This is a genomic window from Salinisphaera sp. SWV1 (assembly GCF_052044155.1).
Classification (GTDB): domain Bacteria; phylum Pseudomonadota; class Gammaproteobacteria; order Nevskiales; family Salinisphaeraceae; genus Salinisphaera.
In genome coordinates, this window is sequence record NZ_JBQDYE010000016.1 from 16,053 (window position 1) to 39,990 (window position 23,938).

At 63.7% G+C, this 23,938-nt stretch carries 17 protein-coding genes; 5 read left to right on the plus strand and 12 right to left on the minus strand.

Annotated elements, in window-relative coordinates; genetic code table 11:
* Window positions 1-57 precede the first annotated feature (57 nt).
* Together ACS8YF_RS09520 and ACS8YF_RS09525 are read right to left on the minus strand one after the other, a co-directional pair.
* Window positions 58-972 (minus strand): branched-chain amino acid ABC transporter permease, encoded by a 915-nt coding sequence (locus ACS8YF_RS09520; RefSeq protein ID WP_440849984.1) that lies wholly within the window; start codon window positions 970-972, stop codon window positions 58-60.
* A 153-nt stretch (window positions 973-1,125) separates the two neighbouring features.
* Window positions 1,126-2,298 carry an ABC transporter substrate-binding protein gene (locus tag ACS8YF_RS09525; protein ID WP_440849985.1) on the minus strand — a complete coding sequence of 391 codons (1,173 nt, stop codon included), beginning with the start codon at window positions 2,296-2,298 and terminating at the stop codon, window positions 1,126-1,128.
* A 466-nt stretch (window positions 2,299-2,764) separates the two neighbouring features.
* Between ACS8YF_RS09525 and ACS8YF_RS09530 the strand changes: the two genes are divergently transcribed.
* From ACS8YF_RS09530 to ACS8YF_RS09540, 3 genes are all read left to right on the plus strand, one after another.
* Window positions 2,765-3,154 (plus strand): hypothetical protein, encoded by a 390-nt coding sequence (locus ACS8YF_RS09530; protein WP_440849986.1) that lies wholly within the window; start codon window positions 2,765-2,767, stop codon window positions 3,152-3,154.
* Window positions 3,155-3,158: 4 nt separating this feature from the next.
* Complete coding sequence (locus ACS8YF_RS09535) at window positions 3,159-3,926, plus strand: SDR family NAD(P)-dependent oxidoreductase (RefSeq protein WP_440849987.1); 768 nt, start codon at window positions 3,159-3,161, stop codon at window positions 3,924-3,926.
* A gap of 84 nt (window positions 3,927-4,010) precedes the next feature.
* Entirely contained in the window at window positions 4,011-5,648 is a 1,638-nt protein-coding gene (locus tag ACS8YF_RS09540; protein ID WP_440849988.1) for an AMP-binding protein, read from the plus strand.
* Between the two features lie 697 nt (window positions 5,649-6,345).
* On the opposite strand, the gene ACS8YF_RS09545 is transcribed toward ACS8YF_RS09540, so the two are convergent.
* From ACS8YF_RS09545 to pilM, 10 genes are all read right to left on the minus strand, one after another.
* The gene (locus ACS8YF_RS09545; RefSeq protein WP_440849989.1) at window positions 6,346-7,752 is read right to left on the minus strand and encodes an FAD-dependent oxidoreductase; all 1,407 of its coding nucleotides are present in this window, start codon (window positions 7,750-7,752) and stop codon (window positions 6,346-6,348) included.
* Between the two features lie 52 nt (window positions 7,753-7,804).
* On the minus strand, window positions 7,805-12,262 hold the full coding sequence (gene gltB, locus ACS8YF_RS09550; RefSeq protein WP_440849990.1) for a glutamate synthase large subunit: 4,458 nt from the start codon (window positions 12,260-12,262) through the stop codon (window positions 7,805-7,807).
* A gap of 237 nt (window positions 12,263-12,499) precedes the next feature.
* Window positions 12,500-13,603, minus strand: coding sequence for a 3-dehydroquinate synthase (gene aroB, locus ACS8YF_RS09555; protein WP_440849991.1), 1,104 nt, complete (start codon window positions 13,601-13,603; stop codon window positions 12,500-12,502).
* Window positions 13,596-14,159, minus strand: a complete 564-nt coding sequence (locus ACS8YF_RS09560; RefSeq protein ID WP_440849992.1) for an RDD family protein — start codon at window positions 14,157-14,159, stop codon at window positions 13,596-13,598. Before ACS8YF_RS09560 ends, aroB begins: the two co-directional genes overlap by 8 nt.
* Window positions 14,159-14,689, minus strand: a complete 531-nt coding sequence (aroK, locus tag ACS8YF_RS09565) for a shikimate kinase AroK (RefSeq protein WP_440849993.1) — start codon at window positions 14,687-14,689, stop codon at window positions 14,159-14,161. The genes ACS8YF_RS09560 and aroK overlap by 1 nt, the downstream gene beginning before the upstream one ends.
* 520 nt (window positions 14,690-15,209) lie before the next feature.
* Window positions 15,210-17,414, minus strand: a complete 2,205-nt coding sequence (gene pilQ / locus ACS8YF_RS09570) for a type IV pilus secretin PilQ (protein WP_440849994.1) — start codon at window positions 17,412-17,414, stop codon at window positions 15,210-15,212.
* 31 nt (window positions 17,415-17,445) lie between these two features.
* Complete coding sequence (locus ACS8YF_RS09575) at window positions 17,446-17,958, minus strand: pilus assembly protein PilP (RefSeq protein WP_440849995.1); 513 nt, start codon at window positions 17,956-17,958, stop codon at window positions 17,446-17,448.
* A gap of 14 nt (window positions 17,959-17,972) precedes the next feature.
* Window positions 17,973-18,644, minus strand: a complete 672-nt coding sequence (locus ACS8YF_RS09580) for a type 4a pilus biogenesis protein PilO (protein WP_440849996.1) — start codon at window positions 18,642-18,644, stop codon at window positions 17,973-17,975.
* Window positions 18,641-19,261, minus strand: coding sequence for a PilN domain-containing protein (locus ACS8YF_RS09585; RefSeq protein WP_440849997.1), 621 nt, complete (start codon window positions 19,259-19,261; stop codon window positions 18,641-18,643). The genes ACS8YF_RS09580 and ACS8YF_RS09585 overlap by 4 nt, the downstream gene beginning before the upstream one ends.
* Window positions 19,258-20,337 carry a type IV pilus assembly protein PilM gene (gene pilM, locus ACS8YF_RS09590; RefSeq protein WP_440849998.1) on the minus strand — a complete coding sequence of 360 codons (1,080 nt, stop codon included), beginning with the start codon at window positions 20,335-20,337 and terminating at the stop codon, window positions 19,258-19,260. The genes ACS8YF_RS09585 and pilM overlap by 4 nt, the downstream gene beginning before the upstream one ends.
* Before the next feature lie 368 nt (window positions 20,338-20,705).
* Here pilM and ACS8YF_RS09595 point away from each other — a divergent pair, with 368 nt between their 5' ends.
* Complete coding sequence (locus ACS8YF_RS09595) at window positions 20,706-23,093, plus strand: penicillin-binding protein 1A (RefSeq protein WP_440849999.1); 2,388 nt, start codon at window positions 20,706-20,708, stop codon at window positions 23,091-23,093.
* A gap of 61 nt (window positions 23,094-23,154) precedes the next feature.
* Window positions 23,155-23,787: a hypothetical protein gene (locus ACS8YF_RS09600; protein ID WP_440850000.1), complete on the plus strand. Its 633-nt coding sequence runs from the start codon at window positions 23,155-23,157 to the stop codon at window positions 23,785-23,787.
* The last annotated feature ends 151 nt before the right edge of the window (window positions 23,788-23,938 follow it).

Sequence of the window (23,938 nt, forward strand, 5' to 3'; positions counted from 1 at the left end):
GCAATCCAGAGGCAAACAAGGGAAGTGCGATTCATGTGACAAAATCCGCGCGGGTGCTCATCGCCGGCCGAACAGCCCCTGGGGTCGTAGCAGCAAGACCACGACCAAAAGAAAAAGCGCCGGCAGTTCGGTGATCGAGGAAGAAATCAGATAGGCCGTTAGCGTGCCGATGAAACCGATGATGTAGGCGGCGACCAACGAACCGAGCACGTTGCCCAGGCCACCGAGAATAACGATCGTGAAGGCCAGCGCGGTCATTGTCGGTATCGCATCCGGACTGGCGCCCAGGAACGAGGCCAGCAGCACGCCGGAAATGCCGGTCAGCAGGCCATATAATCCCCAGACAACCAGATTGACGAACATCAGCTCGACGCCGATCAGACCCAGCGCGGCCGGCGTCATCGACGCCGCGAGCAACGCCTTGCCAAGCCGTGTCCTGTTGATGAAGAACCAGACCATGCCGATGATGAGCCAGGCAATCAGGCCTATGAGAAGCTCGTTGATGGATGTGGTGACCCCAAACGGATGAACCACTCCGGTGGCGAGCGCCGGTGTCGTCACCGGGTTCGATCCGAACAGGTAGCCGAACACCCCTTGTACGATGATCCCGGTGAGCAGGGTCGCGGTGAGGATGAACACTTCTTTTTCTTCATCCGGTATCCGTCGAGAACGCTCGATCGGCCGCACGACGGCGAAGTAGAGGATATAGGCCGACGCAATCGAGGCAGCGATACCGGCCAGGCTGCCGCTCCAGAGATCGAACCCCAGGCTCTGGATCGTAAACCAGGCCACAAAGGCCGCAATCACCAAGTGCGCGCCGTGCGCGAGATTCAAAACGCCGGACACACCAAATATGAGAGTGAATCCCACTGCGCCCAGCGCATAGATCGCGCTGATCACAATGCCGTTGATGATGATCTCAGCGGCTAGATGTGCCAAATGCCAATCTCCTGTCAGTTCGCCTGCGCGCACGAATGCGAATAAATCACACCAAGCGTTCACGTGCCGGTGTCAATAAACGATCGGAATACGGGATGTGCCGGGTCGGATGCGACGCAGCGCTCCGAGGTCGAAATGCCGGGACCGGCGCATAGGCGCCGGTCCCGGGCCGTCTGATATGCGATATCAGGAAGCCGGATTCACGAATGACGGTATTTTGACCGGTTTGGCCACCGCCGCCGGCCACACCGGCACTTGTTTGCCGTCCTGCCACTGGAATAGCACGCCCGTCGTCAATCCCGGGCCGAACTGCAGGTCGTGCGTGTACTGCGACTGCTTGCCGTAGAACTTGATATGGCCAATCGTGCCCGTGGTATCGGTCTGCTCCAACGCCGAAACCATCTTGTCCGGATCGGTCGAATGCGACGCCTCGATCGCATTCTTGAGCAGATAGAGCGCATCGTAGGTGGTATAACCGGTGTAGCCGGGAAAATTGTGGAATTTCGCGTGATAGGCTTGCGTAAACGGCTCCGTCTTGTCCGAAAGGGCCGCGCCGGGCACCGCGCTCGACTGCGAGATCACGCCCTGGGCCGCGCCGTTGCTTTTCTGCCAGAAGCTCGAACTGCCTGCCTGTGCGTTCACGCCCACCAGAAGCGCGGGTACCTGCCGCTGTGACCACTGAATGGTCGGTCGCAAACCGGTATGCGCCCAGCCGGTCAGGATGAGAGGCACTTTTTTGTTTTCAATCTGGTTGAATATCGGGCCGAAGTCGTTGGTATCGGGCGAATAGCGAACTTCCTTGACGATCTTGACGTTGGTCTGGGATTGCAGGTTCTGCTTCCACGTTTGGCCGAGCGGAACGGTCCAGGCGGAGTCTTCGGCCATAATCGCAGCGCGCTTGAACCCTTTGGGGGCAAGGCTGTGGTGGATGAAATCAATCACCGACTCGGCCATGAAGTGCGCATTAAGCTTGTCGCGAAACACGTATTTGTATTCGCTGTAGTGGTTGTGCACGCGCTGGGTGATCTTCGGACTGGCGGCGCCGGTGACGATGAACGGCATCTTCAGGCGTGCCGACCACGGCTCCATCGACAGGGCGACTTCGCTGATGAACGTGCCCACCATCGCGACCGTATGATCGCGATTGGCGGCGCGTTGCATGGCACGAACGCCGTCCGAGGCGGATTTATGGTCGTCATAAAAGAAAAGCTTGATCTGCCGGCCGTCGATGCCCCCCGCCGCATTGATATGCTCGGCCGCCAGCTTGGCGCCGTTGACGATTGACTTGCCTTCCAGTGTTTCCTGCGGCGCCACGACGCCGATGTTGATGGGCTGAGCTGCACTGGCCAGTGCCGGCATGATCGCTAGCAGACAACCGGCGGCGAAAAGGCACCGCAAACGCCGGTATGCCTGGCCTGGCCATGTGCTGATCGAGTTCGTTTCCATCGTGTTTCCCCGGACGTAGAAGAACTCGAAGATACTCGAATATAGCGAGGGAGAAACATGTATGCGGCATATATCAAACTAAAGTAGCAGCGCCCAATCCAGACAGTGCCACTTTGAATGGTCCCGGGAATACCGGAGATTGCCTCTGTTGCGCGTAGGGACCCTGAGACAGGGCAAGCTTTGTTTATCGTGATTCCGCGTATCCGTGGCGATGCCAACCGGGGTAAGTGTCAGTGGAATCAAGAGGGCGGCCCGACCCTCCGGGACAAGCCGGTCATGGTCGGTAGATCGCGCCGTGACAAGCCTTTGTCGGCCCGGTTGCAGCGCGTCTTGCCAAAACCGGCGCGCGGCCCGCCGCTGGTCCGCCAGGGGCGCTGGCTTGTCGATGCATCTTGAAGGCGGCGCCTTGACTGCTGGCCACGAGCGCTCGAATGTCTGCTATAGATGTCAGACTGTGGTGCATACACCGATCGGCCAGGCCTATCGCGCCATAGGCAATGCGGTGCAGGTTTTATTCGGCGATGGCTCGGCGGCCGGTAAGGCGTCGGTGGACTACCCGATCGGCCATCGACGGCGGCGCGCCGAGCGCATCCCGGACTTGAAGAAGAGGTTCGAAGCCGATCTTGCGTTGAAGATCGCGCCGACGAAGGTGGCCCGTATCCACGAGATCCTGGCCGATCGATCAGGCCCGGGCCCGATTTCACCGACCTGTCTCTGGCCTGGCGGGGCGGCGCTGACGTCGATCGTTTGTTTGAACGTCAACGAGTAGTGGCATGAGAGAGTATTTCAGTCTTGAAAATCGCGTGGCCGTGGTGACCGGAGCCGGCGGCGGCCTGGGCAGCAGCTTTGCCGAGATTCTGGCCGATGCCGGTGCCCGCGTTGCATTGTGCGGCCGCCGGCGTGCGCCGTTGGAGAAAACCGCTGAAGCCATCGATGCCGTCGGCGGTCGCGCGGCGATCGTGCCCCTGGATGTCACGGACACGGGTTCGATAAAGACGGGCTTTGACAGCATAGAAGCCCAGCTGGGTGTCGTCGATATCGCGGTATGCAACGCGGGTGTGGCTAAACCGTCGCTGGCGCTCGATATGAGTGAAGCAGATTGGAGCAGTACGATCGAGGTCAACCTGAGCGGCTGCTGGCGAATCGCGCAGGAATCGGCCCGACGGCTCAAGGCTGCCGGGCAGGGTGGCGCGATCATCAACGTGAGTTCGATTCTCGGTCATCGGGTGGCGCCGGCCCTGGCGGCCTACGCTGCCTCCAAGGGCGCGCTGGAACAGCTTACCCGGGCTCTCGCACTGGAGTGGGCGCGGGACAATATTCGTGTCAACGCATTAGCGCCCGGTTATATTGAAACCGACATGAATCGTGAATTCTTCGAGTCCGAGCCGGGACAGAAGATGATCCGACGCATACCGCAGAAACGACTGGGGCAGCCCCACGAGCTGGCGGCTCCCTTGCTGTTACTCGCTTCGGACTCCGGCTCCTACATGACGGGATCGACCCTGGTCGTTGACGGCGGGCACTTGCAGTCGTCGCTGTAACAAGGATGCCGGCACTGATAAAAATTCCGCGAGCGGCCGTTCGCAAGACCATGGTCGACTGGTGACAACAATACGGAGGAGACCATGGCCCAAGCCGACTATGACCGGCTAGACCGTAGTTCGGCCAACCACATCCCATTGTCGCCACTGAGCTTTTTACGGCGTTCGGCGGTGGTTTATGGCGACCGCGATGCTGTCATCGACAGCGACATGACGTTGACTTATGCCGAATTCGATCGCCGTTGTCGCCGCTTGGCCAGCGCCTTGGCGGAACGCGGCATCAAACGGGGCGATACGGTGGCGATCCTGTGTCGCAATACGCATGAAATGCTCGAAGCGCGCTATGCCGTGCCGATGCTCGGGGCGGTGCTCAATCCATTGAATACGCGTCAGGATCCACCATCGGTCGCTACCATGCTGGCGCACGGCAAGGCGACGACATTGATCTGCGATCATGTTTTTGCCGAAATCGTCCTGCATATGCGGAATATCCTGGACCGCGAAATGCCCGAGGTCATCGTGGTCGACAGTCACGGCACACCCGCGGGATCGCTGGTCGGGGAACGCTTCGAGGATCTGATCGCAGCCGGCGATCCGGCCTTCGAACCGCCCGGCGTGGCTAATGAGTGGGATGCGCTGACGCTGTTGTACACCTCGGGCACGACAGGCGCCCCCAAGGGTGTCGTGTATCACCATCGCGGCGCTTATCTGGCCGCCATGGCCAATGCCATGGCCTTTCACATGGGCCCGGACTCGGTCTTTCTTTGGACTCTGCCGATGTTCCATTGTGACGGCTGGGGATATGTCTGGGCCACAACCGCGGCCGGCGCGACCCATGTCTGTCTCGAGAGCGTTGATGCGGCCTTGATTCATGAACGCATGGAAACGCACGGGGTCACCCATCTCTGCGGCGCCCCGGTTGTGCTCAACAGTCTGCTGACCGATTTCGAGAATCGCGGTCTGAGTCTGTCGACAAGAGCGGATTTCGCGCTGGGTGGGGCGGCGCCGCCGGCTGCGGTGATCGATCGTGCCCGGCGACTGGGCTTCGACATCACCCATCTCTATGGATTGACCGAGACCTACGGCCCCTCGACGCTATGTGTCTGGCAACCCGCCTGGGAGCAACTGGACGCCAAGGCACGTGCCGCGCGCATGGCGCGTCAGGGGGTGGCCAACTTCGCGATCGAAGACGTCGCCGTACTCGATGAGGCCGGTAAACCGGTGGCTGACGACGGCGAGACCATCGGCGAGTTGTGCCTGCGCGGGCACACCGTGATGAAGGGATATCTCAACAACCCCGAAGAAACCGATGCTGCCTTCGCCGATGGCTGGTTCCATACCGGGGATTTGGCGGTGCGGCATGCCGACGGCTACGTCGAGATCAAGGATCGGGCCAAGGACATCATTATCTCCGGTGGCGAGAATATTTCTAGTCTCGAGATCGAGAGCGTGCTCTACGAGCATCCGGCGGTGGCCGAGGTTGCCGTGGTTGCCGAACCGCATCCGCACTGGGGCGAACGGCCGTGCGCTTTTGTCACCTTGGTCGAGGGTGCCGAAAGCCGCGTGGACGAGGCTGCACTGATCGGCTTCTGCCGTGAGCGCATGGCCCATTTCAAGGTGCCGGGTCGCGTGGTGTTCGGCGGATTGCCGCGTACGGCAACGGGCAAGGTGCGGAAAAGCGCGCTGCGCGATAGCGTCTGTTCCGGCGATATGGATTCGTGAAGAGCGAAACACATAGGCGCCTTGATGTTCGAATGGATACATCGAGACGGCTCAGGCCGTGTCGTCACGAAATATCGAGCCATAAGCAAAGGCAGGCGACTCGGGCTTGGGCCAGGAACCACGAGCGTCGTTTGGCGTAGCGTATGGCGCGGTCACGCCCATCGGTCAAACTTATGCCAACGGTTATAACTATGGATCGTTGCAGGCCCGGTTACGACGGGTATCGGGTTTAATACGCCCGGCCTCGACCAACAGGGCCTGCCACGCTTGGCACGCACACGCGATAATGTCGTCGGTGGCTTGGAAGACGCGGTTGCTCGGGTACGTCTAGCGTAGATGCTGCCACACGTTTTCGGCCGGATTCAGCTCCGGCGTTGCCGGCAGGATGCAACCCATCGACAGGTTGCCCGGGATCTCGCGCTTGGCGGTCGTGTGCCCGCCGGCCGGGTCCATACGCACGATGGCGTGGGTGTGCCGAGGTAGCGCCGATTCTGACCAAGTGATAGGGCATGGTCCGGGTGTTGACGACGGGCAACACCAGCGCAGCAACGGCGTCGAGCGCCACTCCGGCAAACATGCGCGATAATATCCCGGCGCAGTCATTGTGGGCCGGGCGGCCCGAGCCTGCAGAGTGATCGGGCGCCACGGGGGTACGGATTCTGGCCCAAAAGGGGGCTACAGTCATCGCGTATTCCGGTCAGACCTCAAGATAATCCAGAATGCCCTTGGCCGCTTCGCGGCCCTCGAACACGGCGGTGACGACTAGATCGGAGCCGCGCACCATGTCGCCACCGGCGAAGATCTTCGGGTTGGTGGTCTGGTGCTTGAAGCGGCCCTGCTCGGGCGCGATCACCCGGCCGCCGTCATCGCATTCGATCTCGTGGGTGTCGAACCAGTCCTGCGGGTTGGGGCGGAAGCCGAAGGCGATGACCACACGATCCGCCTCGATGACTTCCTCGGTGCCGGGCACGGGCTCGGGTCGGCGTCGGCCGCGCTCGTCCGGTTCGCCGAGCTGAGTCGTGACCATCTTGATGCCTTCGACATGGGCGTCGCCCACGATTTCGACCGGCTGGCGATTGAACAGGAACTGCACGCCTTCTTCCTTGGCGTTTTCCACCTCGCGGGCGGAGCCGGGCATGTTCTCTTCGTCGCGCCGGTAGGCACAGATGACTTCCTTGGCGCCCTGGCGAATGGACGTGCGATTGCAATCCATCGCGGTGTCGCCGCCGCCGAGCACGACCACGCGCTGGCCTTTCATGTCGACGAAGGGATGCTCGCCCTTGACGCCGATCTCGCGATTGATGTTGCCGACCAGGAACGGCAGGGCCTCGTACACACCTTTCAGGTCCTCGCCGGGGAAGCCGCCCTTCATGTAGGTGTAGGTGCCCATGCCCATGAACACGGCGTCGTATTCTTCCATCAATTGTTCGATGCTGATGTCGCGGCCGATTTCGACGCCGAGCCGGAATTCCACACCCATGCCTTCCATGACTTCGCGGCGGGTTTCCACGACGTCCTTTTCCAGCTTGAACGGCGGAATGCCGAAGGTGAGCAGGCCGCCGATGCGCGGGTACTTGTCGAACACCACGGCCTTGACGCCGCCGCGCACGAGAATATCCGCTGCACCGAGGCCGGCCGGGCCGGCGCCGATCACGGCGACCTTCTTGTCGGTCCAGACCACGTTGGAGACGTCCGGCCGCCAGCCCTGCTTTAAGGCCTCGTCGGTGATGTATTTCTCGACCGAGCCGATGGTAATCGCGCCGATGCCGTCGTTCATCGTGCAGGCGCCTTCACACAGGCGGTCCTGCGGGCAGATACGGCCGCAGATCTCGGGCAGGGTGTTGGTGGCGTGCGACAGCTCGGCCGCCTCGAACAGATTGCCCTCGTTGACCATCTTGAGCCAGTTGGGGATGTAGTTGTGCACGGGGCACTTCCACTCGCAATACGGGTTGCCGCAGGAAATGCAGCGCCCGGCCTGCTGCGAGGCGGTCTCCTTGTCGAACTGGCCGTAGATCTCGGCGAATTCGTGAATGCGTACGGGCACGGCCACCTTGGCCGGGTCCTGACGCGGTACGTCGAGAAATTGAAGATTGTTCTTTGCCATCGATGTCTCTTGTCGCGATGCGGGATCGGGCCGCGGCCCATGACCGACTGAACTAGGCCGCGCGGGTGAGCGTGTCGAGAATGGTCTCCACGCTTTCCGCCTTGGGCTTGACCAGCCAGAACTGGCCGACGTAGTCGCGGAAGTCCTCCAGGATTTCCGCGCCCCAGGCGCTGCCGGTGGCGTCCACGTAAGCCTCGATGAGCTGATACAGATAGTGGCGATGAGCCTCCATGTTCTCGGATACCACGCGGTGGATATCGATCAGCTCGTGGTTGTAGCGGTCGACGAATTCGCGCTTTTCGTCCAGCACGTAGGCCGCGCCGCCGGTCATGCCGGCGCCGAAGTTGACGCCGGTGCCGCCGAGCACGACCACGCAGCCGCCGGTCATGTATTCGCAGCCGTGATCGCCCACGCCCTCGACCACCGCGGTGGCCCCCGAGTTGCGCACGCCGAAGCGCTCGCCGGCCTGGCCGGCCGCATACAGCGTGCCGCCGGTGGCACCGTACAGGCAGGTATTGCCGATGATTGCCGCCTCGCGCGCCACGAAATCGGAATTTTCCGGCGGACGGATGATGATGCGGCCGCCGGCCATGCCCTTGGCGACATAGTCGTTGGCGTCGCCGGTGAGCTGGAGATGCAGCCCGCCGGCGTTCCACACACCGAAGCTCTGGCCGGCGGTACCGGTGAGCGCCAGCGTGATGGGCGCATCCTCCATGCCGAGATTGCCGTGGCGGGACGCGATCTCGCCCGACACCCGCGCGCCGATGGAGCGATCGCTGTTGCGCACGTCATATTCGAACCGGCCGCCCGACTTGTTCTCGATCGCGTCCAGCGTGTCCGCGACCATGCGCTCGGCCAACTCGCCCTTGTCGAAGGGTTCGTTGTGCGGCGAGACACAGTACATTGGCTTGTCGTCGGCCAGCCCGCCCTTGGACAGCAGCGGTTTCAGGTTCAGGCCGGCCTGTTTGGAGGTCTCGCCGGGCAGGATTTCCAGCAGATCGGTACGCCCGATCAGATCCTCCAGCCTTTTCACGCCGATCGAGGCCATGATCTCGCGGGTGTCCTGGGCGATGAAGCGGAAGAAGTTCTGCACCATTTCCGGGATGCCGATGAAATAGCGCTCGCGCAGTGTCTCATTCTGCGTGGCAACACCCGTCGCGCAGTTGTTCAGATGACACACGCGCAGGTACTTGCAGCCGAGGGCCACCATCGGGCCGGTGCCGAAGCCGAAGGATTCGGCCCCCAGGATCGCCGCCTTGATCACGTCCAGCCCGGTCTTGAGACCGCCGTCGGTCTGCACCCGGACCTTCTCGCGCAGGTCGTTGGCGCGCAGGGTCTGGTGGGTTTCCGACAGGCCCAGTTCCCACGGCGTGCCGGCATAGCGCACGGACGTCAGCGGCGAGGCGCCCGTGCCGCCGTCATAGCCGGAGATGGTGATCAGGTCGGCGTAGGCCTTGGCCACGCCGGCCGCGATCGTGCCCACGCCGGGTCCGGCCACCAGCTTGACCGAGACCAGCGCCTTCGGATTGACCTGCTTGAGGTCGAAGATCAGCTGGGCCAGGTCCTCGATCGAGTAGATGTCGTGGTGTGGCGGCGGGCTGATCAACGCCACGCCGGGCCGCGAATAACGCAGCCGGGCGATCATCTCGTTGACCTTGTGGCCGGGCAGCTGGCCGCCTTCGCCGGGCTTGGCGCCCTGGGCGATCTTGATCTGCAGCACTTCGGCGTTGACCAGGTAATGCGGCGTGACGCCGAACCGGCCGGAGGCCACCTGCTTGATCTTGGACATCTTGTCGGTGCCGAAGCGGGCCGAATCCTCGCCACCTTCGCCGGAGTTCGAGCGCCCGCCCATGCGGTTCATGCCCTGGGCCAGCGACTCGTGCGCCTCGGGCGACAGGGCGCCCAGACTCATGCCGGCGGAATCGAAGCGTGGCGTGATGTCCTCGATCGACTCGACTTCGTCGATGTCGATTGGCGCCAGGTCATCGCGCAGGCCGAGCAGATCGCGCAGCACGGCGACCGGCCGGCCCTGCACCACGCGGGCGTATTCCTGGTACTTGGCGTACTCGCCGGACGACACGGCTTCGTGCAGCGTGGCGATCACGTCCGGGTTGTAGCAGTGGTATTCCTGGCCGTAGACGAACTTGAGGATGCCGCCCTGGTCGATCGCGATACGCGTGTTCCAGGCGTGCTCGGCCAGATGCGCGGCATCGGCCTGCAGATGCGCGAAGCTTGCCCCGCCGATACGCGAAACCGTACCCGAAAAGCACAGATCCACGACCTCGTCGGCCAGGCCCACGATCTCGAACAGCTGGGCACCGCGGTAGCTGGTGACCGTGGAGATGCCCATCTTGGACATGATCTTGTACAGGCCTTTATTGATGCCCTTGCGATACGAGGCGCACAGTTCGTCGGCGTCGCGATCGTGGATCTGGCCGACCTGTACCAGATCGTTCAGGCATTCGTAGGCCAGATACGGATGGATCGCGGTTGCGCCGTAGCCGATCAGGCAGGCGAAATGATGGGCATCGCGTGCCGTGGCCGTATCCACGACGAGGTTGGCGTCGCAGCGCAGGTTCTCGCGGGTCAGGCGGTGATGCACCGCGCCGGTGGCCAGCAGCGCCTGGATCGGCAGCTGCCCTTGTTCGACGTTGCGATCGGTGAGCACGATGATGGTCTTGCCGCCGCGGACCTCGTCGACCACGCGATCGCACAGCGCCTCGATCGCCTCGCGCAGATCGTCGTTGGCCGGATAGGTCAGATCCAGCGTGACGTTCGCATAGTCTTCATCCTCGACCGACAGCAGGCGCCGGAACTTGCCGGTGGACAGCACCGGCGAATCGACCACCAGCCGCTTGGCGCGGGCCTCGGATTCGTCGAAGACATTCAGTTCGCGGCCGAAGCAGGTCTCCAGACTCATCACGATACGCTCGCGCAGCGGATCGATCGGCGGATTGGTGACCTGGGCGAACTGCTGGCGGAAATAATCGAAGACCACGCGGTCCACACGGGACAGCACCGGGAACGGTGTGTCGTCGCCCATCGAGCCGGTGGCTTCCTGGCCGGCCTCGGCCAGCGGGCGCAATACCTGATCGCGCTCTTCGAAGGTCACATGGAACAGTTTTTCCAGCGATTTGAGGCGTGGGCGCTCCATCCAGGCTTCGTCGCGCGTATCGGTCAGGCGCGACTCGAGGATACGGGAATGCTTTTTCAGCCACTGCTTGTACGGCGCGCGGCCGGCAAGGCGCGCATCGATGTCGCGCGGGTTGAGCAGCTCGCCGTTATCGGTATCGATCGCCAGCATGTCGCCGGGCTTGAGCCGGCCCTTGGTGACCACGTCCTCGGGCTTGTAGTCCCACACGCCGATCTCGGAGGCCAGCGTGATGTGGCGATCCTTGGTAATCACGTAGCGCGCCGGGCGCAGGCCATTGCGGTCCATGGCGCAGGCGGCATAGCGGCCGTCGGTGAGCACGATGCCCGCCGGGCCGTCCCAGGGCTCCATGTGCATGGAGTTGTATTCGTAGAAGGCACGCATGTCGGCCGACATATAGTCGACGTTCTGCCAGGCCGGCGGCATCAGCAGGCGCATGGCATAGAAAATGTCCATGCCGCCGGCGAGCAGGATCTCGAGCATGTTGTCGAGGCTGCAGGAATCCGAGCCGTCCATGGACACCAGCGGCAGGATGGATTCCAGATCCGGCAGGTCCTTGGAGGCGAATTTGGAGGCCCTGGCGGTGGACCAGTTGCGATTGCCGGTGATGGTGTTGATCTCGCCGTTGTGGGCGAGATACCGGAACGGCTGGGCCAGACGCCACTGTGGCAGCGTGTTGGTCGAAAAACGCTGGTGGAACACGCACAGCGAGGTCTCCAGCCGTTCGTCGGCCAGGTCCTGGTAGAACACGGTGAGATAGCTCGGCATCACCATGCCCTTGAACGAGAACACGCGGGCCGAGAGCGACGGCACGTAGAACGTATCGTCATCGGGCAGGGCGTTCTCGGTGCGCCGGCGGGCGATGATCAGCCGGGTCTCGAACACGTCGCGGTCCATGTCCGCGGGCGCATTGACGAAGATCTGCTCGAAGCGGGGCAGGGTTTCCAGCGCCTCGGCGCCACAGGCCGATTCGGCATCGATCGGCACCTCACGCCAGCCGGCGACCATCAGGCCGGCCGCTTCCAGCTGTTTTTCCAGCTCGGCCCTGGCGGCGCCGGCGGTGTCCTCGTCCAGGCTCAGGAACACAATGCCGCTGGCATAGTGTTCGCCGAGTTCGATGCCGGCTTCGTCGGCGACGGTGCGCAGAAACGAATCGGGCTTCTTGATCAGCAGGCCGCAGCCGTCGCCGGTCTTGCCGTCGGCCGCGACCGCCCCGCGATGGGTCAGGCGCTCCAGCGCGCCGATCGCGGTATCGACCAGCCAATGACTGGGCTTGTCGTCCATGTGGGCGATCAGGCCGAAGCCGCAGGCGTCTTTTTCGAACTCCGGTGAATAGAGTCCGCCTTCAAGTTTGTGCATAGTCCATTCCCTCGGATGGGCTACAGCCCGGAAAGCCGGGCGCAATTGCGCCGGACCGGCCGAACCTGGAAGTCGTCGCAGCGCAGGCCGCGGCCCGCCAGGCGGGTTACGCAACGGGGGAGCGCGGTTTCGGCAGCAACGGGCGGCGCCAGTCTTCTGGCGCGCGAGCGGTGGAACCGCTGAATTCAATATAAAAGGCCAGCGGGCGACAATCAATCGCCGAACGCTGTCAAGACCTCAGGCGGCCAGATAATGGTGCAGTGTATCGTCCAGCGCCGCACCATAGTTTTCGTAAATCACAGCCTGTCCGATATCGGTCAGTAGCACCAGGCGCAGCGCGCCGGCGGTGACTTTCTTGTCGCGCTGCATCAGGTCGAGAATGCGCCCGGCCGAGGTCTCGCGCGGCGGGGCAGTCGGCAGGCCGGCGGCGGCGATCACCGTTTCGATGCGCGCGACATGCGCCGCGCTCAGCCAGCCGAGCCGCCGCGACGTGTCGGCCGCCATGCACATGCCCGCGGCCACGGCCTCGCCATGCAGCCAGGCGCCGTAACCGAGTTCGGTCTCGAGCGCGTGACCATAGGTATGGCCGAGATTGAGCAGGGCGCGCTGGCCGGCTTCGCGCTCGTCGGCTACCACCACCTCGGCCTTGTTGGCGCAGGAGCGACGGATGATCTCGGTGATCAGCGCCGGCTCGCGCGCGTTGATGCCGGCCATGTTCGCCTCCAGCCAGTCGAAGAAGCCGGCGTCGCGGATCAGGCCGTACTTGATGACCTCGGCCATGCCGGCGGCGAATTCGCGCGCGGGCAGGGTGGCGAGCACGTCGATGTCGGCCAGCACGCGCTTTGGTTGGTGGAAGGCGCCAATCATGTTCTTGCCCAGGCGATGATTCACGCCGGTCTTGCCACCGACCGAGGAATCGACCTGGGCCAGTAGCGTGGTCGGCACCTGGACGAAATCGATGCCGCGCTGGTAGATCGCGGCGGCGAATCCGGCCAGATCGCCGATGACGCCGCCGCCGAGCGCGACGATGGTCGCGTCGCGCCCGTAACCGTGGGCCAGCAAGTGCTCGGCAATCGTGTCGAGCGTGGCCATCGATTTGTGGGCTTCGCCGTCGGGCAGAATCAGCGTATCGACGGCGTGCCCGGCGTCCGTCAGCGCGGCCTCGACCGGTTCGCGGTAATGGCGCGCGATCGTGTCGTTGGTCACGATGAGCACCCGCGGGCCGCGGATCGCCCCGTCGTAGGCGGCGGCCCGGCCGATCAGCCCGGGGCCGATGAGGATGTCGTAGGCACGGCTATCGAGTTCGACGCGCAGGGTGCTCGCGGCAGGGGTATCACTCATTGTTCCATCCGGTCTGGGGGTTCGAGGCGTCATCGGCGGCTTCGAATCGAACGGGCTCGACCGTGCGCCGCCGACGCACGACCACGCTGCCGGCGATTTTGTCGTGCCAGCCCTGTTTGCGCGAATCAATGCCCACCCAGATCAGGCCGAGGCCGAACGGCAGGGTGGAGACGTAGTAGCCCAGATAGCGCCGGATCGATTGCCCGGGGCGCAGGCGCTCACCGGTGTCGGCATCGACCACGCGGGCGCCGATCGCCATCTTGCCGGGCGTGGCCTCGCGGGTCAGCCAGAAGATGACGACGACGACCGCCGGCAATAGCCAGTACAGAACCACATGCAGCGGCCCGGGCGGTGCCAGGGCGAGCGCGTCGAAGTTGATGCGTCCGGAAGCGGTGAACAGCTGCGGGGCCGCGCGGCTTGCGCGCGCGGCTCCGGGAATCAGCGACAGCAGCGGGAAGACCAGAAACAGCAGCAGCGCGCTATCGATGATCGACGCCCATACGCGGATCCAGAATCCGGCATAGATCCACGCGCTGCCGGTTTCCGGCTGCCTCATCAGGCCGTGCCGATGGCTTCCAGCTGCTCGACGATTTCGCGGGCGAGCTTGCGCGCCTGTTGATCGCCGGTGGTGACCACGACGTCCGCGATCGAGCGATACAGCGGGTCGCGAACTTCCATGAGCTGGGTGAGCGTGGCTTCCATATCCTCGCTGCCCGCCAGCAGGGGCCGGCTGTTGGACTTGCGCGTGCGCGCAAGCTGTTGCTCCAGCGAGGTCTCGAGATAGACCACGACGCCGCGGGCGGACAATAGATCGCGCGTGCTCGGGTCAAGCACGGCGCCGCCGCCCGTGGCCATGACGGTGTTGGGCTGTTCCGACAATTCCGCGATCATGTCACGTTCGCGCTTGCGGAAACCTTCTTCACCTTCCATGTCGAAGATGAAGGAGATGTCCACGCCGGTGCGCTTTTCGACTTCCTGATCGGAGTCGACGAACGTCATGCCCTTGAGCTCGGCGATACGCCGGCCCACCGTGGTTTTGCCGGCCCCCATGGGGCCGACCAGATAGATGTTCGGGTTTACTGCCATGTACTCGTTACAAGTAGTTGAATACGAAAGCCACGACCACGGGCCTTAACCCGTGTTCGGATCGTAGGTCGTCGCGCATACGCCGTCCATGCCGAACGGGCTGTCCTGGCCCGGAGGATCGTCGGAGCTGGTGCTGACGTCTGCTGCGGCAGCCGGCACAATAAAAAGCGTTCCGTGTCGTGTCGCTGCCCTGCACGGAGGCCGTGGCACGCAAGCGTACTTTAACCCAACCGAAGACGCTTTTTGGATAGGTTATATCAATTTCGGTCGTGCCGTCGTCGTTCGGACCGGCGGGACGCGGCACGCTCGCGACAGCGCCGGCAGTGAGTGTGCCATTTTCGGCCAAGTCTTCGCCACTATTCGGCACCCTTGCGCCAGGCGCGGTTGCGGGTGCGGCCGAAATGATTCTCGATCCGTGGCAGGCGCACAACGATCCGATGTGTTCGTCGCGGTCGGCGGTGGTCGCAATGCCGAATCGGTCGCTTGCATGCCTGCGCCGGCGGCCCGGGCGTGGCCGGGCTCAGTGGCTGTCCGCCGTCAGATTGTTCTGCAGTATCTTCGGTGTAACGAACACGAGCAGTTCCTGCTTGTTGCGCTGACGCGAATGGTTCTTGAACAGGGCGCCCAGCAGCGGGACCTTGCTCACGAACGGGACATCGCCCGTGGTGTCGCGATTCGTCTGTTCGAAAATGCCGCCGAGCACCACGGTATCGCCGTTATCAACCAGGACCTGGGTGGTGAGGCTTCGGGTGTCGATCGACGGCACCGAGCCGCCCTGGGAGGTCGGGACGTATTTGCCGACCGAATCCTGGGTGACCTTCAGGTTCATGATGACTTTCTTGTTCGGCGTGATCTTGGGCGTGACATCGAGGCTGAGTACCGCTTTCTTGAACTGGACGCTGGTGCCCTGGTTGCTGCCCACGGTGCCGGACTGATAAGGGATTTCCTGGCCCTGTTCGATGTTCGCTTCCTGGCCGTCGGCGGTGATGATGCGCGGTGAGGAGATGATCTCGCCGTTATCCTCCGACTCCATGGCCGACAGCTGCAGATTGAGGCTGAAAGTATCGGAGATGATGCTGGCCGAGAGGAGGCTCGTGGCACTGGTTGCCGGCAGACTGACCGAATAGCCGCCGTTATTGGCACCGTAGGCACTGCTCAACGAGCCAGAACTCTGGGCACTCAGTGCGTTATTGAGCTTGGAGTTGTTGACGCCGGTCTGGGAAATACCCAGGCTGCGGGTGAAATCGCGGTTGGCGATCACGATGCGTGATTCGATCAGCACCTGGCGCACGGGGATGTCGAGGCGATCGATCAGGCTGCGGATCTGGTCGAGTTTTTCGCGTGTATCGGTGACCAGCAGACTGTTGGTGCGATCATCGACCGTGACATGGCCGCGCGGCGAAAGCAGGGACTGGTTGTTGCCCGAACCGCTGGCGTTAGCCGACGGTGCGGCGTTGCCGCCGCCCGAAGACCCCGTGGCGTGCGGCGCCGCGGTATCGGATTTCAGGATGTTGGCGATGTCCGAGGCGCGGGCGTAGTTGATCTGGATGATCTCGGAATGCAGCGGGGCGAGGTTGTTGGTCGCCTCGCGGGCGGCGGCCTTGGCTTTTTCGCGATTGGCGATCTCGGTCAGCGGCGCGACCGTGATCACATTGTTATTGCGCGTCATGCCCAGGCCCTTGGCATTGAGAATGATATCCAGTGCCTGATCCCAGGGGACGTCGTCGAGCTGCACGGCAATGGTGCCGGATACGCTATCCGAGACCACCATGTTCACGTTGGCCACGTCGGCAATGATCTGCAGCACCGAGCGGATTTTGATGTTCTGGAACGACAGCGAGATCTTTTTGCCGTTGTACTGTGGGTGGGTCTGCTCGCGCTGTTTCTTCTGGGCGTTGGTGAGCGGCTGCAGTTCGATGTAGAGATGATTGCCGGTCTGATAGGCCAGCCGCTGGAATTGCGCGCCCTTGGCCGGGGTGATGACGATGCGCGTGTTGCCGGAGCGCGACATGGCGTCGACCGTGCGAACGGGCGTGGCGAAATCGGTGACGTCGAGGCGCCTGGCCAGATGTGCGGGCAGCTGGATACCGCGCAGACGTGCCACGATCTTGCCGTCCTTTCGCGTGATGTCGACCGGTGCGTTGGTGCCGTTGAGCGTGATCTCGATACGGCCGGCGCCCTGATCGCCGCGCCGGAAGTCGATGTTCTTGATCGCCGAGGCCGGCCCCGAAGGCGAGCCGGTACCATGCTCGGCGCCCGAGGCACCGGGCGAGGCGGTCTGCGCGGCCGGTGCCTGCGCCGGGCCGCCGAGGTGGACGATCAGCTCGTCGCCCTGGCGCTGGATGTGATAGTTGACCATCTGCGTGAGTTCGACCACCACGCGGGTCTTGCCATCGGCGGCCGCGGCGGTGACCGCCTGGACCGGGCCCTCGGCGATGCGCTGATAGCGTTTGTCGAGCGCGAGTGTGGTATGGGGCAGGTCGATGGATAGACGCGCCGGATTCTCGACCGTGAACACTGACGGCGCCGGCGCCGGCCCGGACAGCTTGAAGCGAAGGCTGACCTGATCGCCGCTGCCGGCCGCGGTACTGATCGATTGCAGCGCGAGCGACCCGGCTGCGGGGGCGGCCATGGCGCCGACGGGCGCCAGCAGCGCCAGGCACGCGGCGACCAGCAGGGCGAGCAGCAGGGCGAGCACTGGCAGGGGGCGGGATCGGTGGGTCATTGGCTTCATGGCTGGTCGAAATCCCCAGGATTCATTGCTGCGGCGGCGCGAGCGTCGCGCCTTGCTTGGTGTAGCCGCCGTTGCCGTCGGGCACGATCTCGGTGAGCGTGACGCCCGCCGGACTGATCGTGTCGACCCGGCCGTAGTGGCGTCCCATGTGGTCGCCGGGGGCGACACGATGCACCACTTGGTCGGGGGCGGCGATCAGGGCGTAGGTCACGCCGTTGCTGGTGATGGTGCCCACCATGCGCAGGGCATCCAGTGGGAACTGTTCGAGCGGATCAAGCGGCCGGTCGAGATTCGGGCGCACGCCATTATTGTTGGCGGGCGCGTGGTTGTTCGGCGCGGCGAACGGTGAGCGGCGACCTGCCGGTTTATAGGTGTAGGGCTTGTAGCTGGCTATTTTCGGCATGGGCTTGACCGGCGGCGCCGGTCGCGCCTTGATGCGGGCAACGAAGCTGGCCAGGTCGTCCGTGTTCGATCCACAGGCGCCCAGCACGGCGCACAGGCCGATGACCCCGGCCCAGCGTGCGGCGCGATGCATGGATCGAAACCCCGTCACGACTTGCCCTTCCCGTCTTTGCCGTGAGCCTGCGTGCCGGTAGTGTCGCCGAGATAGCGATAAGTGCTGGCGGTCAGGCTCATGCGCAGCGGGCCCTTGCCCTGCTCACTCTGCGCGGCCTGTCCGCTGCTCTTGCCGACCGGCCGGATGTGCACGTTGCTGATGGTCACGATACGCGGCAGCGCGGCGACATCGGAGACGAACGTGGCGAAATGGTGGAAGTCGCCGGTGACGATCAGGTCGTTCGGCAGTACGGCGTAGAAATCCTTGGTCACTTCGGGTTCGGGCTTGAACAATTCCTCGTCGAGGCCGTTGGCCGAGCGGGTCTGTGAGACGTCGCGCAGCAGGCTTGGTACCTCGGTCTTGCTTGGCAGCTGGGCCAGCAGATTGCCGAACTCGGTCTGCATGGTGGCCAGCTGATCACGATAGGCCCCGAGGTTGGCCACCATCGCCTGCTTGACGCGGAACGATTCCTTGAGCTGGCGTTCCTGGTGCCGGGCATCGGCCAGCGCATCGCGCTTGGGCAGCACGAAGTACCAGGCCGCGATCAGCATGATCACGAGCGAGACCGCGGAGATTGCCAGGCCATAGGCCCAGGTCGGCCAGCTGCCGATATTGTTCTGGTCGAGGCTGCGCAGCTCGTCGATGTATTCGCGAAGCGGCCTCATGAGGCATGCCCGCTGCCGGCGGCGTCGCCCGACGTGGCGTTCTGCGTCTGATCGGGCGAGGTGCTATCGACCTTGAGCGTGAAATCCGCCCGGCGCTTGCCGTGGCTGTCATCGCGCTTGATCACGATCAGCCGGGGATTGGTGAACCAGGGCGAATTGTCCAGGTTGGTCATGTACTCCGACACGCGCGCGTTGGATTCGGCCACGCCGTCGAGCGTGGTGGTCGCGCCCTTCTCGTCCAGCCCGGTCAGATAGACGCCATCGGGAATGGTCGCGGTCAGTTGATCGAAGTAGTGGACGATGGCCGAGCGCGAGCGCTGCAACTCGCCGATCACCTGCATGCGGTTGATCAGGTCCTCGCGGGTCTTTTTCAGTTCGCGGATCTCGGCGAGCTGCTTGTCGGCGGTCGCGATCTGTTGCTGCAGATAGTGGTCGCGCGCCTGCTGCGCATCGATCAGATGGTCGTAGTAGAGCACCGGCAATATCCCGACCACGATGACGGTGGCCACGGCGGCGCCCACGAGCTGCGCGATGAAGCGCTTGCGCTTGTATTCGCGCTGCTCGGCCCGCCAGTCCAGCAGATTGATGCGTACAGCCAGGGTCTGCGGATGGCTCATACGGCACCTCGCAGAGCCAGCCCGGCAGCGACCATCAGGCTCGGGGCGTCGGTATCGACGTGATTGCGGCGCGCCGCCGCGCTCGCCAGCATGCCGTCGAGCGGATTGCCCAGGCTCACGGGCCAGGGCAACAATTGCACCAGCGCGTCGTGCAGGCCGGGGTAGAGCGTGGGCGCGCCGACCAGAACGACGTGATCAATCGGTTCGTCGCCCCCGCTGGAGGCGGACTGGTAGAAGGTCAGCGTGCGGTCGATGTGCACCGCCAGCTGTTCGGCGAATTCACGCACGTTCTCGGCGATATCCGGTGCGTTGATCCGGCCGGTACGCAGCTGGGCTCGCAGGGCATCGAAGTCCGGCGTTTCGTAGCGTTCCATCAGGGCGGCGTCGAGCGCGGCCCCGCCAAAACCGATTTCGCGAGCGTACAGGCTAAGGCCTTGGTGCTGGATGGTCAGGCGTGTGGTATCGGGCCCGATGTCGAACACGGCCACGCTGTCGGCATCCGACACACCCGCGATCCGGCGCAACAGCAGCGTGCAGGCATTCTGCAGCGCGTATTCCTCGACATCCACGAGCTGCACCCGCATGTGAGCCATCTCGATCGCGGCGGTGCGCATCTCGATATTGTCGCGCCGGCAGGCGACCAGCAGCACACGGTTGAACTGGGCGTTATCCGGATCGGGCTCGAGCACCTGGAAATCCAGATTCACCTCTTCGATGGGGTGCGGGATATGGTGCTCCGCGTCGAAGTGGATCTGTTGTTCCATCTCGGCGTCGTCGATGCTGGCCGGCATCAGAATGGTCTTGCTGATCACCGATGGCCCGGACACCGCGATCGCCGCATCGCGCGTCCGGCTGCCGCTGCGCTCGAGGGCACGCAGGGTCGCGCGTGCGACGGCTTCGGCGTCGAGGATCTGGAAGTTGCGGATCGCCCCTTCAGGCATCGCCTCGCTGGCATAGGCCAATACCCGGAACTCGTCGCCGGTGCGATCCAGCTCGAGCAGCTTGACCCGCGTGGCGCTGATATCGACCCCCATCAGCCCGCGGCGGCGCCGTATTGGATTCGTCAATCTCCCCATGTGCCGCTTTCCCTGCCGGCCGCGTTCCTGGCGTGACGCATACCGAGATTACCCCCGCGGCCACTATACCCGACCGGCACGGACTGACAACGTTGAAAATATGATAAAGCGTTGAATCGCCGAAAAATGCCGACGAACGGCGCGTCATGGCGTGTCGAAATTTCTTACGGAATGCGCGTGGCGCTCGCCTGATGGGTGCGACCGATGCCTGGGCGCGGCGCCGGCTCGCGGGGTGGCGTCAGCCGTGGCCGCCGGATACCGTGCGCCGGAGTGTCGGGTTCGGCGGTCGCTGTGTGCGACAGCCGTCGCGTCCGGCCGGTATGATGCGCAGTTCGATGTGCTGGAAGTGCCCGTAGGTTGGCGACTCGATGAAGAAAAGATCACGCGGCGTCCGCGTCGTCATAGTGCTGCTGGCCGGGCTGCTGTCGGCGATTACGCTGGCGGTCTGTGTGGTTGCGGGGGTGTATCTGTATTTCGGCCCGCAGCTGCCCGATGCCGGTGATATCGGCCAGGCCCAGTTCAATGAGCCGCTACGGGTCTATACCGCCGACCACAAACTGATTGGCGAATACGGCACCGAGCGCCGCAAGCCGGTGACCTACGACCAGATCCCCAGCCAGCAGGTGAACGCCTTCGTCGCCGCCGAGGACGATCGCTTCTGGCAACACCCGGGGATCGACTATCAGGGCATGATGCGCGCGGTGATCCATCTGATCACGACCGGCCGCAAGACCCAGGGCGGCTCGACCATCACCATGCAGCTCGCCCGCAATCTGTATCTTTCCGATGCCAAGACCTACACCCGTAAGATCAAGGAGATGATTCTGGCGTTGCGGATCGAGTCGAAGCTGACCAAGAAGCAGATCATGGAGTTGTATCTCAACAAGATCTATCTCGGCGAGCGCGCTTACGGCATTGGCGCGGCGGCACAGGTTTACTACAACAAGCCGCTGGACAAGCTCAATCTGTCGCAGCAGGCCATGTTGGCCGGTCTGCCGAAAGCGCCCTCGGCGTTCAACCCGATTGCCAATCCCAAGCGGGCCAAGGAGCGCCGCGATTATGTCCTGCGGCGTATGCACGCCCTCGGTTTCATCGATGCCGCGGCCTGGAAGCGGGCCCGGAATGCACCGGTCACCGCCGGCGAAGGCAGCGGTGAGAAGAACCCGATGCGCTACGAGGCGCGCTACGTGGCCGAGATGGTGCGCCAGGACATGGTGGCGCGCTACGGCGACAAGGCCTACACCGGCGGCTACAGCGTGACCACGACCATCCGCAGCAAGCGCCAGCAGGCGGCCGACCACGCCTTGCGCAAGGATCTGCTGGCCTACGATGCGCGTCATGCCTGGCACGGCCCGGAAAAGACGCTGGATGCTTCCACCGTGGATGATCCGAAAGCACTGCAGGATGCGCTCGACAATATGGTCACGCGCGGCGGGCTGATTCCGGCGGTGGTCCTGTCCACCGACGGCCAGCGGATCCGCCTGATCACCGACCAGTACGGCAAGGTCAGCATCGGCGCCGACCAGATTCCGTGGCTGCATGGGCACAAGGCCGCGAGTACGCTGGTCAAAAAAGGCGATGTGGTGCGTCTGGCGTATACCGGCTCGAAGGATAAGGACAAGCAGTGGACGCTGGCCGAGATTCCCAACGTCCAGGGCGCCCTGGTGGCGATGAACCCCCACACCGGTGGTGTCGAGGCGCTGGTCGGTGGCTTCGACTTCGGGCTGTCGAAATTCAATCGCGCGGTGCAGGCGCGGCGCCAGCCGGGCTCGTCGTTCAAGCCGTTCCTGTATTCCGCCGCGCTGGCCAACGGTTTTACCGCGGCGACGATCGTCAACGATGCGCCCGTGGTGTATCAGGGCTCGGGGGTCGATGACTCGTGGCGCCCGAACAACTACTCCAAGACGATTCACGGGCCCACACGGCTCCGCGAAGGTCTGGTGCATTCGCTGAACCTGGTCTCGATCCGCGTGCTGCGCCGCATCGGCGTGAGCACGGCCATCGACTACATCAGCAAGTTCGGCCTGCCGGCCGACCAGATGCCGCACAACCTGTCGCTCGCGCTCGGCAGCGCGACCTTCTCGCCGCTGCAGATGGCCGGCGGTTTCTCGGTGTTCGCCAACGAGGGCTTCCGGGTCAAGCCGCACTACATCAGCCAGATCACCGACGGGCGGGGCCAGGTCGTCTTCCAGGCCAAGCCGAAGGTCGCCTGCGACAGTGTCGACCATTGCCCGGCGCTGGATCAGACCACCGGGGCCGATGACGCATCGCGGCTGGCGCCGCGGGTCATCCCGGCCGACAACGCCTATATCATCGGCGACATGATGCGGGACGTGATCCGGCACGGCACCGGTCGCGGCGCGCTCAAGCTCGGCCGCAAGGACCTCTCCGGCAAGACCGGCACCACCAACAAGCAGATCGATGCCTGGTTCTCGGGCTTCAATGCCAATCTCGTGACCGTGACCTGGGTCGGCTTCGACAAGCTCACGCCGATGGGCCATGCCGAAACCGGGGCGCACGCGGCGCTGCCGATGTGGACCGATTTCATGGGCACGGTGCTGGCGGGCAAGCCCGAGGCGATCCCGCCCAGGCCCGACGATATTGAAACCGTGCAGATCAATCCCCAGACCGGCCAGCGCGCACTCAACGGCGGCGGCATTCCGGAGATCTTCCGCAAGGGCCACGCACCGACCGTGGAGGAGGCCCGTCATTCGGGCAAGCACGATTCGAGCAACGAAGTTCAGCAGCTGTTCTGATCGAAGACGGCGACCCTATCGAGCGATGTCGCCGCCTTCGTCGATTCATTTGGAGGCGATCATGGCCAGTGCCCGCAAGCAAGCCGCGCAGCGTCAGCAGTTGGCGCAGGTGGCCGCCCGTCTGATGGCCGAACAGGGCATTCGCGACTTCCGCGTCGCCAAGCACAAGGCGGCCCATCAGATGGGGATCGACGTTCGCCAGTCGATTCTGCCCAAGAACAGCGAGATCGAGGCCGCGCTGGCCGAGCATCAGCGCCTGTTCTCCGCCGAGGACCAGCCCGCCGAGCTGGCCGACATGCGGCGCGCGGCGTTGTCGGCCATGCGGCTTCTGGCCGATTTCAAGCCGCGACTGGTGGGCGATGTCTTGTCCGGGCTGGCAAACGCCCATTCGGACATCCAGCTGCATGTTTTCGCCGAACATTCGGAAAGCTTCGACCTGTTTCTGCAAGGGCGGGGCATTCCCTTCGAGATCGCCGAACGTCGTTATCGGTTCGCCGAGGGGCATCGGTTCTACCCGGCATTCCGCTTCGTTGCCGGCGAGCACCGCTTCGAGGCCACGCTGTTTTCCGCTACCGAGATTCGCGAGGCCCCGAGAAGCCTGGTCGACGGCGCGCCGATGGATCGGGCCAATGTCAACCGTCTGATCGAATTGATCGACCAGGCCGAGTTCGAGCGACGCCTCGCCAGTCTCTAACCCGACGCGCTCATTGGCCGGACATGATGGCCTGTGAAGCAATAAACAATGTAATCGTCGGCGAGTGACGGTCGCATGCACCGTCCGGTGGCGCACCCGGCCGTAGACACACAGCCGGCGCGGCATGGATAGGCCGTTATCGGCGTTTTGA

Coding starts and splice junctions, on each gene's coding strand:
- ACS8YF_RS09585 (WP_440849997.1), bottom strand. CDS start 19,261: ATGAGCCATCCGCAGACCCTGGCTGTACGCATCAATCTGCTGGACTGG.
- pilM (WP_440849998.1), bottom strand. CDS start 20,337: ATGGGGAGATTGACGAATCCAATACGGCGCCGCCGCGGGCTGATGGGG.
- ACS8YF_RS09535 (WP_440849987.1), top strand. CDS start 3,159: ATGAGAGAGTATTTCAGTCTTGAAAATCGCGTGGCCGTGGTGACCGGA.
- ACS8YF_RS09580 (WP_440849996.1), bottom strand. CDS start 18,644: ATGAGGCCGCTTCGCGAATACATCGACGAGCTGCGCAGCCTCGACCAG.
- aroB (WP_440849991.1), bottom strand. CDS start 13,603: ATGAGTGATACCCCTGCCGCGAGCACCCTGCGCGTCGAACTCGATAGC.
- pilQ (WP_440849994.1), bottom strand. CDS start 17,414: ATGACCCACCGATCCCGCCCCCTGCCAGTGCTCGCCCTGCTGCTCGCC.
- ACS8YF_RS09540 (WP_440849988.1), top strand. CDS start 4,011: ATGGCCCAAGCCGACTATGACCGGCTAGACCGTAGTTCGGCCAACCAC.
- aroK (WP_440849993.1), bottom strand. CDS start 14,689: ATGGCAGTAAACCCGAACATCTATCTGGTCGGCCCCATGGGGGCCGGC.
- ACS8YF_RS09575 (WP_440849995.1), bottom strand. CDS start 17,958: ATGCATCGCGCCGCACGCTGGGCCGGGGTCATCGGCCTGTGCGCCGTG.
- ACS8YF_RS09560 (WP_440849992.1), bottom strand. CDS start 14,159: ATGAGGCAGCCGGAAACCGGCAGCGCGTGGATCTATGCCGGATTCTGG.
- ACS8YF_RS09595 (WP_440849999.1), top strand. CDS start 20,706: ATGAAGAAAAGATCACGCGGCGTCCGCGTCGTCATAGTGCTGCTGGCC.
- ACS8YF_RS09600 (WP_440850000.1), top strand. CDS start 23,155: ATGGCCAGTGCCCGCAAGCAAGCCGCGCAGCGTCAGCAGTTGGCGCAG.
- ACS8YF_RS09525 (WP_440849985.1), bottom strand. CDS start 2,298: ATGCCGGCACTGGCCAGTGCAGCTCAGCCCATCAACATCGGCGTCGTG.
- gltB (WP_440849990.1), bottom strand. CDS start 12,262: ATGCACAAACTTGAAGGCGGACTCTATTCACCGGAGTTCGAAAAAGAC.
- ACS8YF_RS09545 (WP_440849989.1), bottom strand. CDS start 7,752: ATGGCAAAGAACAATCTTCAATTTCTCGACGTACCGCGTCAGGACCCG.